Below are 14,496 nucleotides of genomic sequence, written 5' to 3'. Positions count from 1 at the left end.
TGGGGGCCGTACGCGGGAGGCGTCCCCTTCCTCTCGCGTACGGGTGGTTCCGAAGGGGGTACGGCCGGACCGGCCTGGGTCAGTGGGCGACCACCGGCACCGCCAGCTCGTCCTCGATCTCGTCCGCGGAACCCGTCACCGTGGTGGCACCCGGGGTACCGGCGTTGACGAGGGTCAGGACGATCGCGGCGGCGAGCACCAGCATGCCGACCGCGATCCAGATCGCGTTGGTGTAGCCGTGCACCGCGCCCTGCATCTGGATCAGCTGCGCCTGCGACTTGGAGGTCGCACCCGCGATGTGGTCCTTGATGTACGCCGTCGTCGCGGACGCGGCGATCGTGTTCAGCAGGGCCGTACCGATCGCGCCGCCCACCTGCTGCGAGGTGTTGACCATCGCGGAGGCGACACCGGCGTCACGGGGCTCGACGCCCAGGGTGGCCAGGGACATGGCCGGCATGAACGCCGTACCCATGCCGAGACCCAGTAGCAGCATCGCCGGCAGGATCGTCGAGGAGTACGACGAGCCGATCTCCAGCTGCGTCATCAGCAGCATGCCGACGGCGGCGACCAGGAAACCGGGGCCCATCAGCACCCGGGCCGGGACCCGGGTCATCAGCCGGGCGCCGATCTGGGTCGAGCCGATCATCATGCCCGCGATCATCGGCAGGAAGGCGAAGCCGGTCTTGATCGGCGAGTATCCGTTGATGACCTGCAGGTAGTAGGTCAGGAAGAGGAACGTGCCGAACATCGCGATGATGGCGATGCCGAGCGAGAGGTAGATGCCGCCGCGGTTGCGGTCGGTGACCACGCGCAGGGGCAGCAGCGGGGCCTTGACCTTGGCCTCGGTGACGACGAAGGCCAGCAGCAGCGCCGCGGCGGCGATGAACAGGCCGATCGTCAGGGAGTCGCCCCAGCCGTCGGACTCGGCGCGGGTGAAGCCGTACACGAGCGAGACCAGGCCGAGGGTCGAGAGCAGGACGCCGGGGATGTCGAGCGGGTTGCGGTTGCGGCCGCCCTCCGGCTCACGGATGACGAAGTACGCGCCGAGCGCGGCGACGATGGCGAAGGGGATGTTCACGAAGAACGTCCAGCGCCAGTCCATGTACTCGGTGAGCACGCCGCCGAGGATGAAGCCGACGGCGCCGCCGCCACCGGCGATCGCACCGTAGATGCCGAACGCCTTGGCGCGCTCCTTGGCGTCCGTGAACATCACGGCGAGCAGGGAGAGCGCGGCGGGCGCGAGCATGGCGCCGAAGACGCCCTGCAGGGCGCGGGCACCGAACATCATGGCGCCGGACTGGGCCGCTCCGCCGAGCGCGGAGGCGGCGGCGAAGCCGGCCAGGCCGATGACGAAGGCACGCTTGCGGCCCCACAGGTCGGCGATCCGGCCGCCGAACAGGAGCAGGCCGCCGAACGCGAGGGCGTAGGCCGTGACGACCCACTGCCGGTTGCCGTCCGAGATGCCCAGGTCGGCCTGGGCGGAGGGCAGGGCGATGTTCACGATGGTCGCGTCGAGCACGACCATCAGCTGCGCGAGCGCTATGAAGACGAGCGCTTTCCAGCGGTTGGCGTCACCGGTCTGTTCGACCGGTCCGCGAGCCTTTGAGGCTGTTTCAGACATGGGGGTACCCACTTCGGGACTTCGTGACGGAAAAAAGGTGTCTTAGGGGACGGCTCGCCTACCGAGACGGCCGGTGAGTTTCGTCAGTGTCGACTCGCTTGGAGTCCTGAACTAATCGGTGCAGGGCCGGCGGAGATCCTCCACGGTGACGGCTGTGCCCGGCAGGACGGATGGGGCCGGGGCCCGCAGCCCGTCCAGGAACAGCTGCAGATGACGATGTACGAAGCGGTCGTTGACGACACAGTCGGTGCCGGCCGGGGGCCGGCTGAGCTGCGCCACGACGATCATGAGGTCGCCGACGCCGACGTCGGAGCGCAGCTGGCCGGCCCGCACGGCGCGGTCCATGAGCTCCGCCACGAGCTGCTCGACGCGCTCACGCGCCGCTTCCAGGTCGGGGTGGTTCTGGTCGAAGGTGGTCTGGATCATCGGGCACAGGGCGCTGATCCGCTCGTCGGCGGCGGTGTGCACAAAGCGCTCCAGTGCCTCGAAGGCATCCCCGGTCTCGGCGAGCGCGAACTCGGCCGCCTCGGACGTCCGGTCCATGACGGAGCAGACGACCTCGCGGACGAGGGCGTCGCGGTCGGGGAAGTTGCGGTACACCGTGGCGTTGCCGACACCGGCCCGGCGGGCGATCTCGTCGAGCGGCACGTCGGGGCCGAACTCGGTGAACATCTCGCGGGCGGCGGCGACGATCCGCTCCCGGTTGCGCAGGGCGTCGGCGCGCGGCCGGGTCACCTTCCGCTGCACGGGGGTCGCGGTCTGCACGGCGTACTCCTCGCTTCGGTGGTTTTGGCGATCCGGGGAGGCAGTCCCCGTTTCGCTCGTACGCAGGGTTAAACGGGGAAAGGTTCCCCGGTTATTTCCCGACCCCGCAGGGATTTCCTGTGACGTGGGTCACATCTCTGTGCGGCGTTCCTTCCTCGCCCCTTCCTCGCCCCTCGCTCGTTCGGAAACCCCACGTTCGGACCATCCAGCGAGCGCCCGCGCAGCCCCCGAACCAGGGTGATCGAAAGGGCGCAGCCTGAGACCGGCGGCTGCCAGGACGAAGGGCCCGCGCATGCAGCTCAGCCGTCGGATACGGCCTCGCCGCGCGGCCGCCCTCGCGACCGTGGCCGCCCTGATCCTCGCGGTCGTCACCTCGGCGGGCAGCGGGCGGCTGACGGCACGCTCCACGGCGGCCGGGGCGGGACCGGTCGCGCCGGCCCGCACAACGAAGCTCGGTCCCTGCATGATCGACGGCGGCCGCACCGTCCAGCTCTCGGAGGGCGTCCCGACCGGCACCGGCTACTCCCGCTCCACCGGCACCGTCCATGCCCTGACCCTGATGGTCGACTTCTCCGACGCACCCGGCCCGGGAAAGGCCCTCGACCGCTTCCACGAGTTCTTCCCCAAGACCCGGCAGTGGTTCCGCACCGCCTCCTACGGCCGCCTCGACTACCGCCCCGAGACCCCGATCCCGCACTGGCTGCGCATGCCGAAGCCGTTCAAGGCGTACGACATAGAACGCGGCGCCCCCTTCGACGAGGGCTACCGCCGGCTCGTCCAGGACATCGTGAGCGCCGCCGACCCGCAGGTGGACTTCCGCGAGTACGACTTCCTGAACGTGCTGATGACGCCCAACGCCGGCCCGTCCGCGCTGGACACGGTCCTGTCGGTGACCTTCGCGGGCAACGCGGACGCCCCGGTCGCCGACGGCGTCCCCGTCGCCAACGCCTCCTTCGTCTACTCCCGCCAGGACGACGGCTCCGGCAACTTCGCCAGGACCGGCTACCGGGTACTGCCGCACGAGAACGGCCATGTCTTCGGTCTGCCCGACCTCTACACCCAGGAGGGCGGGGGCGCGGTCGGGCACTGGGACATCATGAGCGAGGACTGGGGGGCCGACAACGACCTGCTCGGCTGGCACAAGTGGAAGCTCGGCTGGCTGGACGCGTCCCAGGTCAGCTGCGCGGCCACCGGCACGACCGAGTACACGCTGACGCCCCTGGAGCGCGCGGGCGGCCCGAAGCTGGTCTTCGTACCCGTCGACGCCCGGACGGTCTACGCCGTCGAGGTGCGCATCCGCGCGGGCAACGACGAGGCCGTGTGCCGGCCTGGCGTGCTGATCTACAAGGTCGACTCCCGTGTGGACACCGGCATGGGCCCGGTCAAGGTGTTCGACGCCCGGCGCGACAGCGGCGGCTGCACCCGCAGCCCCAACGTCCAGGCGGAGCTCTCGGACGCCCCCTTCACCCCGGGCGAGACCTTCGAGGACCCCAAACGGCACATCCGGATCACGGTCGTGGGGACGGACCGGCCGGGGAGCTATCGGGTGCAGGTCGTCCGGAGGTGAGCAGGAGTGAGAGGGCAGGTCCGCGCATTACCGTGGGCGTGCCCCGACCGCCGTACCGGAGATCCGATGCCCGCGAAGTCCACGACGGACGCCGACGCCGCGTCTTGCGCCGTACCGGCTGATTCGTCCGCCGCACCCTCGGCGCCCTCGCCCGCCGCCGTACCGGCCGAGGCGGTCACGCCCCTCCTCCGCGGGATCGCCGTGCTGCTGCGGCTGACCGAGGCGGCCGGGACGCTGAGCCCGAGCGGGCTCGAACGCGCCACGGGCCTCGCCCGCTCCACGGTCGACCGGATCGCCGCCACCCTGGCCCGCATGGGCTACGTCCGCCTCGACGGCCGGGACGTGGTGCTGGCCCCCCGCCTGATGGAACTGGGCAACGCCTACCTCGCCGCCCTGCGTCTGCCCGCACTGCTCGACGCGCGCGGCGACGCCCTGGCCGACGAACTGGACGAGTCGGTGTCGCTGGCCGTCGCCGACCGCGACGGCATCCGCTTCATCCACCAGGCCACCCGCCGCCGGGCGATGTCCCTCAGCTTCCGCATCGGCGACCTGCTCCCGGCCGAACGCACCGCGCCGGGCGCGCTGTTCGCGACGGAGTGGACGAAGGAGGAGTGGCGGGCATGGCGGGAGCACCGGGCGTCGGACCCGGAGAACAGGGACTTCCCCGCCGCACCACCTCTCCGACACGCCTTGGCCGACGGGGAGTTCGAGCGGCGAACCGCCGCGGCGGCCGCGGACGGCTGGGCGCTGGACGACCAGTTGATCGAACCGGGGCTGGTCGCCGTGTCGGTGCCGGTACGGGATCCGCGGACCGGCCGGATCGTGTGCGCGGCGAACGTGGTGAGCCACACCAGCCGGCACACCGCGGCGGGCCTGCGCGACACGCTGCTGCCGCGGCTGCGCGAGGCGGTCCGGGCGATGGAGGACGACCTGCGCGAGGTGCCCCCCGCACAGCCGGCCGCCGCGCCGTCGGGGCTCGCGGCCTGGACCGGGGCGTCGAAGCAGGAACTGGGCCGGGAGTTCGTGGAATCCCTGGCACGCGGCCTGACCGTCCTGACCTCGTTCGGCGAGGGGCGCGCCGAACTGACCCTGACGGAGGTGGCGAAGGCGACGGGCCTGGCCCGGGCCACGGCCCGCAGGGCGCTGATCACCTACGAGCACCTGGGGCTGGTGCGCGCTCGGGGCCGCGTCTTCGAGCTGACCCCACGCGTCCTCGCGCTCGGCTTCCCGCCCCTGTCCCGTATCTCCCTGCCCGAGATCGCGGCCCCGCACATGGCCGAACTCGCCGGACGCGTCCACGAGTCGACCTCGCTGGCGGTGCTGTCGGGGGACGACATCCAGTACACGGCGCGGGTCGCCACCAGCCGCATCATGAGCGTGAACATCACCCTCGGCACGCGCCTGCCGGCGTACGCGACGTCGATGGGCCGCGTCCTGCTGGCGGACCTGCCCCCGGCGGAGCGTCCCCTCCCGCTCCCCCTCCGCCCGGTCACCCGGCACACCCTGACCGACCCGGACACGCTCACCCGCCTCCTCGACGACGTACGCACACAGGGCCACGCCCTGGTCGACGCGGAACTGGAGGAGGGCCTGCGCTCGATCGCGGTGCCGGTCCACGACCGCTCCGGCCGCGTCGTCGCCGCCCTCAACGTGGCGATGCACGCGGCCCGCCACACCGTCGAGGAGTGCCTGCGGGACATCCTGCCGGAGCTGCGCGCGACGGCGGACCGGATCGAGGGGGAGCTGCGGGTGGCGGGGCGCTTCACCCGGGTGCCGGTGTCCTGACCGGCGGCCCGGGCTACGCCGCCGCCAGCGGCACCACCGCCGCGAGGATCTCCTGCACCCGGTCCGCGATGTCCGCGCGGTCGTCGAGGACCCAGGAGATGTGCTGGGCGCCGAAGAAGGCGGAGACCAGGACGCGGGCGGTGGCCTCGGGCGAGGTGCCTGCGGGGAGGTGCCCCTCGGTCCGGGCCTGGCGGAGCCAGGTGGTGAGGGACTCGGTGTAGCCGAGATAGGGCATGGGCATCTCGGCGCCGATCAGCGAGCGTTCGATCTGGAGGCGTGCGCCCGCCTGGACCATGGTGTCGTCGCGGAAGGCGACGGCGGTGCGCTCCAGCAGCTCCGACACCGCCCGCAGTGGCGGCAGTTCGGCCTCCTCCAGCTCCTGCCCGATGACGCCGAGCACGTGGTAGAACTCCTCGGCCACCGCCTGGGCGAGCGCCTCCTTGTTGGCGAAGTGGAAGTAGACCGCCCCCTTGGTCACCCCCGCGAGTTCGGCCACGTCCTGCACGGTCACGGCGGGAAAGCCCTTGGTGGCGAACGCCTTTGCCGCCGCGTCGAGCACCTGCCCGCGGGTGCGTACGGCACGCTCCTGCTTCAGGCCCGTGTCCCGGTGGCGGGGGGCGGTGTCCCGGGCAGGCCGGGACCTGGGGGCGCTGCGTTCCACGGCCATGGCGTCCATCCTTTGTTCCTTGAAATATACCTTCGGGAATGTATTGTAAGTCGCGGCTCGATGAGCGGAAGCCTCGTGCCGATGTTGCTGTCTGCGTGAATGCATTCACTGGGGGTTCAGACCATGCATCAGCCTGCCGTCATACCTGTCGATACGAGCGCTTCCGGCGGCTCGGCCCTGTCCGAGCGGCTGCACCTCAGCTATCTCCAGGCCGTCCCGCGGCACATGGTGCACCGCGCCGCGATCGCCGAGGTCTTCCTCACCGACGCCGTCCGCACCGGCGAGCACAGCTTCCTGGTCGCCGCCCAGTGGCCGCGCGACCACGCCCTCTACTCCCCGGGCAGGGACGGCACCAGCGACCCCCTGCTGTTCATGGAGACGATCCGCCAGGCGCTGGTCTACCTTGCGCACGCCCACTACGACGTCCCGCTCACCCACCGCTTCATCGGCTTCGGCTCGGAGTTCGAGATCACCGACCCGGCGGCCCTGCGCGTCGGCGGCGAGCCCGCGCCCCTGGTCCTGGAAGCGCAGTGGATGTGGGTCGGCAACCGCCCGCCGAACCGCTTCGGCATGCGTCTCGAGGTCGTCCTCACCGTCGGCGGCCGCGCCTGCGGCCGCGGTGCGCTGCACGTCGTCGCCGTGGACGACAAGCGGTACGCGATGCTGCGCGGCCGGGGCGCCCAGCCGCGCGGCGTCTCCGTGACCGGCCCGGCCCCCCGCTCGCTCCAGCGGGTGCACCCCTCGGCGGTGGGCCGGCTGCGTGCCAAGGACAGTGTGCTGGTGCGCGAACGCACAGAAGGACCGTGGCAGTTGCTCATCGACGTGGAGCACCCGATCTTCTTCGACCACCCCAGCGACCACGTACCGCTGATGGTCACCCTGGAGGGCTTCCGCCAGCTCGGCCACCTGCTGCTGCACCCCGGCGGCTCCGCGCCCGGCACCGGGCACACCCTGCTCGGCATGGAGGCCGACTGCCTGGCCTTCGGCGAACTGGACCAGCCCATCGACCTGGTGGTCCGCGAGCGCGTCCCGGACCCCGACACCGGCAGGACCCGCCTCACCCTTGACGCCGTGCAGGGGAAGACCCCGCTCGCCACCTGCCGCAGCATGTGGGCGGCCGTGGCTCACCGCGCCGCCGTCCCGTTGCCCGCCTGAGCGCCCTCTCCCGCCGAAGCCGCGTCCCACAGCTCACGCACCCGTTCGGCCAGACCCCGCCGCTCCAGATCGGGAGCCGTGCAGTAGGCGCCCACCAGGATCACGGTGGCGAGGTCGGCCGGCGAGCCCGTGGCCGGCTCCTCCCCCAGGGCACGCAGGTCCGCCAGCAGCCCGGGGGGTTCGGGTGCCGTGGGCGCCTCGTCCAGCATCAGCCGCAGCGCCGCGTTGAAGCGCACGTCCGACTCGACGCGTCCGGCCAGTTCGCAGCACAGGGCGCCCAGCCGCTCGCGCACCGGGAGGTCCGCATCCGCGTGCCGGGCGAGGATCTCGGCCGCCACCTCGTCGAGGTGCTCGGCCAGCGCCCGGGCCAGGTGCTCCTTCGAGGCGAAGTGGCCGTACAGCGCGCCCTTGGTCAGTCCGGTACGCGCCGCCACGTCCTGGAGGTTGGCACGCGGGTAGCCATGGCGGACGAACTCGGCCGCAGCGGCGTCGAGGACCAGTTCATGAGTGCGGAGCGAGCGTGCCTGCTTCGCCATCGTGCGTCCCTTCGGTCGTTGCGGGAGGTGGGGGGCGGCCAGGGTCCTCAAATAATACCTTCTTGAACGCACTTTTTTGGTCACGGAATCCCGACAAGGAGCAAAGACATGCCCTCGACGTCCACTGCGAGCACGGTCGCCGAACACGCCCGCCGCGCCGACGCGGACCGCGCACTGGCCACGGTGGTCGTGGCCGAACTGACCTCCGCCGGACTGGCCCGCCACTTCGTGCCCCGCCGATGGGGCGGTGCGGAGGGCGAGTTCACCGGCCTGCTCGACGAGGTGGCGGCCCTCGCCGAGGCCTGCACCTCCGCCGCATGGGTGGGCATGCTCTGGGCCGCGCACGGACGCTTCGCCGCGCTGCTGCCCGAGGAGGGGCAGCGCGAGATATGGGGCGCATCGCCCGACGTGCGGATCTCGGCGGCACTGATGCCGCCGGCCGGACGGGCCGAACCGGTCGGCGGCGGCCGGCGGGTGACGGGCACGTGGGGGTGCGTCAGCGGGATCGGCAGCGCGCAGTGGCTGCTCGTGGCGGCCCCGGAGACACAAGGGGTACGCGTCTTCGCCGTGCCGGCCGAGGAGGTGGAGGTGCTCGACACCTGGGACGCCACCGGGCTGCGCGGCACCGGCAGTCACACCGCCTCGGTGCGGGACGCCTTCGTCCCGCACCACCGCTCCTTCCCGCTGGCCGAGTTGATGCGCGGCGGCGACGCTCCGGGCCTGGCCCGCTGCCACTCCGTCCCCGCCCAGCTGGCCGGCGGCCTGATGTTCTGCGCGCCGGCGCTGGGTGCCGCCCGCCACGCGCTGGCGCTGTGGTCCGGGTGGGCGGCGGCGAAGGCGCCCGGCAGCGGGCGGCCGCCGCACCACGACAGCGCGGCGGTGCGCGAGACGCTCGCCGTCGCCTCGGCGCACATCGACGCGGCCGGGCTGCTGCTGCAGCGGGCGGCCGGCCGCGCCGACACCGGACCGGTCGGCGCGGCCCTCGTCGCCGCCAACCAGCGGGACGCCGCGGTGGCCGCCGGGCTGCTCGCCGACGCGGTCGACCGTCTCTTCCGTACCGGCGGCGCCCACCTCCGCGCCGGCGGCGGCGATCTCAACCGGCTGTGGCGTGATGTCCACACGGTGGCCTCGCACGGCGTGCTGCGCCTGGAGCCGGTGGCCGCCGCCTACGCCTCGGCCACGCTCGCCGCCGACGCGCCGGCCCGCACCAGTGCCGCCTCCCGCTCCAGATAGAAGCCGATCTTCCAGTCGAGGTAGCGCAGCGTCGCGGCGAAGTCCCGGGACCGGGCGCGCAGCACCTCCCGGTGCGCCTGCAGCAGTTCACGGCGGGCGGCGATCGTCGAGTCGCCCGCCCGGTACAGCTCGACGTAGTGGTTCATGGCGGTCGGCGGCATCCCGGTGCTGCGCAGGTGGTTGAGGAACTCCAGCCAGCGCAGATGGACCGGGCTGTAGGCGCGCACGCCGTACGGATCCTCCGCGGCGCCCTCGATCAGCCCCTGGTCCTCGTACCAGCGCAGCGTTCCGGCGTCGAGGCCGCTGATGCGGACGACCTCCTCCAGGGAGTAGGTCTCCGCATAGGGGGCGGCGTACGCGGTGGGGCGGTTGTCATGGGTCTGGGCTTCGGTCGTGGACATGGTGGTCCTCCCGTTCAGTGGCGCCAGGACGTGGCGGCGCGGTGCGTGGTCAGGGTGGGGCGGTGCCAGGTGGATACGGACCGGACGGGCGCGGGCTCCTCCGCGGCAGGCGTCCGCGGGGCCAGTTCCATCAGGACGGCGGTGGCCGCGGCGAGTTCCTCCGCGGTCGGCTCGCCGCGCAGCACGCGCACGACGAACTCCTCGGTGCGCTCGGCACTTTCGCTCATACCGGCTGGTTCCCGTGTTTGCGGGAGGGCAGCTCGGCGTGCTTGGCGCGGAGCGCGGCGAGCGAGCGGATCAGCACCGCCCGGGTGTCGCGCGGGTCGATCACGTCGTCGACGAGACCGCGCTCGGCGGCGTAATAGGGGTGCATCAGCTCGGACTTGTACTCCGCGATGCGCCGGGCCCGCACCGCCTCGGGGTCGTCGGCGGCGGCGATCTCCCGGCGGAAGACGACGTTCGCCGCGCCTTCGGCGCCCATCACTGCGATCTCGTTGGTGGGCCACGCCAGCGCCAGATCGGCGCCGATGGAGCGCGAGTCCATGACGATGTAGGCACCGCCGTACGCCTTGCGCAGCACCAGCGAGATCCGCGGCACGGTCGCGTTGCAGTACGCGTACAGCAGCTTGGCCCCGTGCCGGATGATGCCCGCGTGCTCCTGGCCGACCCCGGGCAGGAAGCCGGGCACGTCGACCAGCGTCACCAGCGGGATGCTGAACGCGTCGCAGAACTGCACGAACCGCGCGCCCTTCTCGGAGGCGGCGGTGTCCAGCACCCCGGCGGTCGTCGAGGGCTGGTTGGCGACGACGCCGACGACGTGCCCGTCCAGCCGGGCCAGCGCGCACACCAGGTTGGCCGCCCACGCGGGCTGCACCTCGAAGAAGTCGCCGTCGTCGACGAGCTCCTCGACCACCCGGCGCATGTCGTACGCCTGGTTCGGCTCGGCCGGCACCAGGTCGAGCAGCGACTCGCAGCGCCGCTCCGGATCGTCCGACGGCTCCTCGCGGGGCGGCAGTTCGCGGTTGTTGGACGGCAGCAGCGACAGCAGATGGCGTACGTCCTCCAGGCAGCTCGCCTCGTCGTCGTAGGCCGCCGCGGCCACGCCGGACACCGTGGCGTGCACGTCGGCGCCGCCGAGCCCGTCGTGACTGACCTGCTCGCCGGTCACCGCCTTGACCACGTCCGGGCCGGTGATGAACATCTGCGAGATGCCGCGCACCATGAAGACGAAGTCGGTCAGGGCAGGCGAGTAGGCGGCACCGCCGGCGCACGGCCCGAGCATCACGCTGATCTGGGGCAGCACCCCGGACGCTGCGACGTTGCGGGTGAAGATCCCGCCGTAGCCGGCGAGTGCCGACACACCCTCCTGGATCCGGGCCCCGGCCCCGTCGTTGAGGCTGACCAGCGGGGCCCCGGCGGCGAGCGCCAGGTCCATCACCTTGTGGATCTTGGCCGCGTGCGCCTCGCCGAGAGCGCCGCCGAAGATGCGGAAGTCGTGGGCGTAGACGAAGACGGTACGGCCGTGGACGGTCCCCCAGCCGGTGACCACACCGTCCGTGTAGGGCCGCCGCGCCTCCAGCCCGAACCCGGTGGCGCGATGCCGGCGCAGCGCCTCGATCTCCGTGAACGAGCCCTCGTCCAGCAGGAGTTCGAGGCGCTCACGGGCGGTCAGCTTGCCGCGCGCGTGCTGCTGGTCGCTCGCGCCGGGGCCGGGGCCCTCGTGCGCGAGCTCACGTATGAGCTCCAGTTCGGCGAGGCGGGAGCGGGTGGTCTCGGGCGGGGGCTGCGGGAGGGCGCGTTCTTCCATGACGGTCATGCGAACCATCATGGAGCATTTAAATTCCTTCGTGAAGGTTTTTTAACTCGACTTTGCCCGGGGCCCCTCCGGACATGCGGAAGCCCCGCGCCCCGGAAGGGGTGCGGGGAATCACGCGACCGGTCGTGAACTGCCGCTCGGCGTCTACGCCTTGCCGCCTGCCCCCTTGGTCACCCGCCGCAGCAGCAGACCCGTGGCCGCGGCCGTGGTCAGCAGCATCACCACGCTGATCACGAAGCTGGTGTCGAACCCCTGCTGGAAGTGCGAGGTGTCCGCGATGAGCGCACCGAAGGCCGCCACCGCGATGCAACTGCCGACCTGCCGGAAGGTGTTGAGCACCGCGGCCGCCGTGCCCGCCCGCTCGCCGTCGATGTTCTCCAGGATCGCCGCCGTCAGAGACGGCACCGCGAGCCCGCCGCCCAGGCCGATCGGGACCAGCAGCAGCACGGGGACCAGGTACGACGTGTGGTCGGTGACCGTCAGCATCAGCAGCGACCCCGCGGTCATGACCAGCTGCCCGATCGTCATCGGCACCCACGCGCCCTTGCGCGCCGCCAGCTTGACGCCCGCCATGTTGACGATGGAGATCAGCGCGCACATCGGGATGAACATCGCGCCGGTGCTGACCGGAGAGGCGCCGCGCACCTGCTGGAAGTACATGCCGAGCAGGAAGATGGCGCCGTAGAACACCGCGTTGATGCTGAAGCCGGCCGCCAGGCAGACCACCACCGTGCGGGACTTGAAGATGCTCAGCGGCACCATCGGGCGCTCCCGCCGCGACTGCGTCCACACGAACACGACGGTCGCCACGGCGGCCAGCGCCAGCGTGCCCAGCACGTCCGGGCCGCCCCAGCCCGCGCGTCCGCCCTCGATCACGGCGTACGTCAGGCCGGCCAGGGAGGCCACGACGGAGAGCTGGCCGATCAGGTCGACCGGGGCCTCGCGGCGCGGCGAGGCCTGGATACGGGTCAGCAGGGCGAGGCCGAGGGCGCCCGCCGGGAGGTTCAGGTAGAACACCGCACGCCAGCTCAGCCCGCTGGTGAGCATGCCGCCGACGACCGGGCCGACGGCGACCGCGACGGAGCCGGCGGCCGTCCAGATGGCGATGGCCCGCGCCCGCTTGCCCGGGTCGGAGTAGGTCTGCCGGATCAGCGCGAGCGAGGCCGGCACCATCAGCGCCGCGGCACCGCCCTGCACCATGCGGGCGCCGATCAGCGTGCCCAGGTTGGGCGCGACGCCGCAGGCCAGGGAGGCCACGGTGAAGGCGGCCAGACCCCAGGCATAGGCACGGGTGGCGCCGATCCGGTCCGAGAAGGTTCCGGCCGACAGCATGAACGCCGCGAACATCAGCGTGTAGCCGTCGACGATCCACTGCAGGTCGGCCATGGAGCCGCGCAGGCTGTGGGAGATGGCCGGCAGGGCCACGTTGACGACCGAGCCGTCGAGGGAGATGACGAAGAAGGCGAGCAGCGCCGCCGCGAGGACGGTGGTGGTGGAGGACCGCCGCGGGGTGGACGGTTCACCGGCCGGTACGACCGGGGTCCGGTCGGTCCGGTCGGTCCGCGCGGACCGGGTCAGGATGGCCATGGGAAGTCTCCTTGGAAAAGGCCGGGTTGGTGGGGGGAGGAGCGAAGGCGGAGCGCGGTCAGGCGTCGGCCGGCGCGGCGCGGCGGCGGCTGAGTTCGGCGAACTCGGGGTTCGTGCCGAGCACTCCGCCCTCGCCCCAGCGGTTCTGCGGGATCTCCTGGAGGTAGACGGTGATCTTGTCGAGGGGTGCACCGATGACGCGGTGCACCGTGGCGGTGAGCTCCTCGATGAGCTCCTGGCACTTCTCGTCGGTCTGGTTCGGCCAGGTGGTCATGGAGAGGATGGGCATGGCGAAGCTCCTTCGGGCATACGGGAGTTGAGCGCACGGGAGTCGGGTGTACGGGTGCCGGGCGTAGGGGTGCCGGTGCAGGGGTGCCGGGTGTACGGGACTCTGCGATGTGCGGATGTGCAGGTGTGCGGGTGTTCCGGGCGTACGAAGTTCGGGTCCGCGCCCGGTGACGTGCGGCGCGCGGAGGGATGAGCCGGAACGCCGGCGGCGGCTACAGGCCGGCCGACGCCCCGCCGTCCAGGGTGAGCGCTGCTCCCGCGATGTGACGGGCGGCCGGCGAGAGAAGGAAGGCGGTCAGCCGGGCGACGTCGGCCGGCTCCGCGAGTGTGCCGAGCGGGGTCCCGGCGGCGACCTGGGCGCTGACCTCCTCGGCGGTGGCACCGGTGCGGTCGCCGATCGCCTTGGCGATCTCGTCCCACAGCGGGGTGCGCACGGCGCCGGGGTCGAGCACGTTGACCCGTACACCCTTGCGGCCCAGGTCCTTGGAGACCGCCTTCGCGAAGGCCGCGAGGGCGGCGTTGACCGCGCTGTTCACCGGGAAGAGCGGGTCGGGGTCCTTGCGGAAGACCCCGCTCACCAACACAACCGAACCGCCGCCGGCCGCGGCCAGCGGGCCCGCCAGCGCCCGGGTGAGCCGGACCGCGCCCATGAGCTTGCCGTTGAAGGTGGCCTGCCACATCGCGTCGGTGGCCTCCTCCAGCGGGGCCAGTGGGCCGTCGCCGGCCGTGTGCACCAGCCCGTCGACCCGGCCGAGCTCGGCGACCAGGGCGGCGACCGTGGTGTCCACGGAGGCGGTGGAGTTGATGTCGGCCTCGTACGGAACGAGCCGGCCGACGCCGCCGGTGCGGGCGTCGATCTCGGTCCGGGTCCGCTCCAGGCGGTCCGCGTCCCGGCCGAGCAGCACGACGGTGGCATCGGACCGGGCCAGCTCCTCGACCACGGCCGAGCCCATGCCGCCGGTGGCGCCGCTCACGACGATGACGGGGGCGGTGGTGTCCACGGTTCCCTCAAATCCCGGGGCTGCGCCCCTAGTTGACGATGCGTCAGTTCACGTCGGCGACCCGGGTGAAGCGG

14 protein-coding genes are annotated in these 14,496 nt (G+C 72.2%); 4 read left to right on the top strand and 10 right to left on the bottom strand.

The features are described 5' to 3' along the window. Positions 1–79: 79 nt before the first annotated feature. Both ACGFYN_RS27100 and ACGFYN_RS27095 read right to left on the bottom strand, forming a co-directional pair. Positions 80–1,621 (bottom strand): MFS transporter, encoded by a 1,542-nt coding sequence (locus ACGFYN_RS27100; protein ID WP_393868472.1) that lies wholly within the window; start codon positions 1,619–1,621, stop codon positions 80–82. 111 nt (positions 1,622–1,732) lie between these two features. Beyond that, a complete protein-coding gene (locus ACGFYN_RS27095) occupies positions 1,733–2,386 on the bottom strand; it encodes a TetR/AcrR family transcriptional regulator (protein ID WP_393868471.1) in 654 nt (217 codons plus the stop codon). A 292-nt stretch (positions 2,387–2,678) separates the two neighbouring features. Between ACGFYN_RS27095 and ACGFYN_RS27090 the strand changes: the two genes are divergently transcribed. Further along, a complete protein-coding gene (locus tag ACGFYN_RS27090; protein WP_393868470.1) occupies positions 2,679–3,953 on the top strand; it encodes a M6 family metalloprotease domain-containing protein in 1,275 nt (424 codons plus the stop codon). A gap of 66 nt (positions 3,954–4,019) precedes the next feature. Continuing rightward, complete coding sequence (locus ACGFYN_RS27085; RefSeq protein ID WP_393868469.1) at positions 4,020–5,738, top strand: IclR family transcriptional regulator C-terminal domain-containing protein; 1,719 nt, start codon at positions 4,020–4,022, stop codon at positions 5,736–5,738. A 13-nt stretch (positions 5,739–5,751) separates the two neighbouring features. On the opposite strand, the gene ACGFYN_RS27080 is transcribed toward ACGFYN_RS27085, so the two are convergent. After that, positions 5,752–6,414, bottom strand: a complete 663-nt coding sequence (locus tag ACGFYN_RS27080; RefSeq protein WP_393868468.1) for a ScbR family autoregulator-binding transcription factor — start codon at positions 6,412–6,414, stop codon at positions 5,752–5,754. A 114-nt stretch (positions 6,415–6,528) separates the two neighbouring features. Between ACGFYN_RS27080 and ACGFYN_RS27075 the strand changes: the two genes are divergently transcribed. Next, positions 6,529–7,560: a ScbA/BarX family gamma-butyrolactone biosynthesis protein gene (locus tag ACGFYN_RS27075; protein ID WP_393868467.1), complete on the top strand. Its 1,032-nt coding sequence runs from the start codon at positions 6,529–6,531 to the stop codon at positions 7,558–7,560. On the opposite strand, the gene ACGFYN_RS27070 is transcribed toward ACGFYN_RS27075, so the two are convergent. Continuing rightward, entirely contained in the window at positions 7,530–8,096 is a 567-nt protein-coding gene (locus ACGFYN_RS27070; protein WP_393868466.1) for a TetR family transcriptional regulator, read from the bottom strand. The genes ACGFYN_RS27075 and ACGFYN_RS27070 overlap by 31 nt on opposite strands. A 108-nt stretch (positions 8,097–8,204) precedes the next feature. On the opposite strand from ACGFYN_RS27070, the gene ACGFYN_RS27065 reads away from it, so the two are divergent. Next, positions 8,205–9,329 carry an oxidoreductase gene (locus ACGFYN_RS27065; protein WP_393868465.1) on the top strand — a complete coding sequence of 375 codons (1,125 nt, stop codon included), beginning with the start codon at positions 8,205–8,207 and terminating at the stop codon, positions 9,327–9,329. Here ACGFYN_RS27065 and ACGFYN_RS27060 read toward each other — a convergent pair. The 6 genes from ACGFYN_RS27060 to ACGFYN_RS27035 all read right to left on the bottom strand — a co-directional run bounded on the left by ACGFYN_RS27060 (position 9,263) and on the right by ACGFYN_RS27035 (position 14,422). Continuing rightward, the gene (locus ACGFYN_RS27060) at positions 9,263–9,730 is read right to left on the bottom strand and encodes a MerR family transcriptional regulator (RefSeq protein WP_393868464.1); all 468 of its coding nucleotides are present in this window, start codon (positions 9,728–9,730) and stop codon (positions 9,263–9,265) included. The genes ACGFYN_RS27065 and ACGFYN_RS27060 overlap by 67 nt on opposite strands. Positions 9,731–9,744: 14 nt before the next feature. Beyond that, on the bottom strand, positions 9,745–9,957 hold the full coding sequence (locus ACGFYN_RS27055; RefSeq protein WP_393868463.1) for an acyl-CoA carboxylase epsilon subunit: 213 nt from the start codon (positions 9,955–9,957) through the stop codon (positions 9,745–9,747). Further along, on the bottom strand, positions 9,954–11,546 hold the full coding sequence (locus tag ACGFYN_RS27050; RefSeq protein ID WP_393868462.1) for an acyl-CoA carboxylase subunit beta: 1,593 nt from the start codon (positions 11,544–11,546) through the stop codon (positions 9,954–9,956). The genes ACGFYN_RS27055 and ACGFYN_RS27050 overlap by 4 nt, the downstream gene beginning before the upstream one ends. 144 nt (positions 11,547–11,690) lie before the next feature. Continuing rightward, positions 11,691–13,133: an MFS transporter gene (locus ACGFYN_RS27045; RefSeq protein ID WP_393868461.1), complete on the bottom strand. Its 1,443-nt coding sequence runs from the start codon at positions 13,131–13,133 to the stop codon at positions 11,691–11,693. Between the two features lie 58 nt (positions 13,134–13,191). Then, complete coding sequence (locus ACGFYN_RS27040; protein WP_393868460.1) at positions 13,192–13,422, bottom strand: 4-oxalocrotonate tautomerase family protein; 231 nt, start codon at positions 13,420–13,422, stop codon at positions 13,192–13,194. 211 nt (positions 13,423–13,633) lie between these two features. After that, on the bottom strand, positions 13,634–14,422 hold the full coding sequence (locus ACGFYN_RS27035) for an SDR family NAD(P)-dependent oxidoreductase (RefSeq protein ID WP_393868459.1): 789 nt from the start codon (positions 14,420–14,422) through the stop codon (positions 13,634–13,636). Positions 14,423–14,496 lie beyond the last annotated feature (74 nt).

The sequence above is a fragment of the Streptomyces sp. NPDC048419 genome (genome assembly GCF_043200415.1).
Lineage (GTDB): Bacteria > Actinomycetota > Actinomycetes > Streptomycetales > Streptomycetaceae > Streptomyces.
The sequence above is the reverse complement of the archived record's forward strand: the minus strand, read 5'-3'. Positions and strand labels throughout refer to the sequence as shown.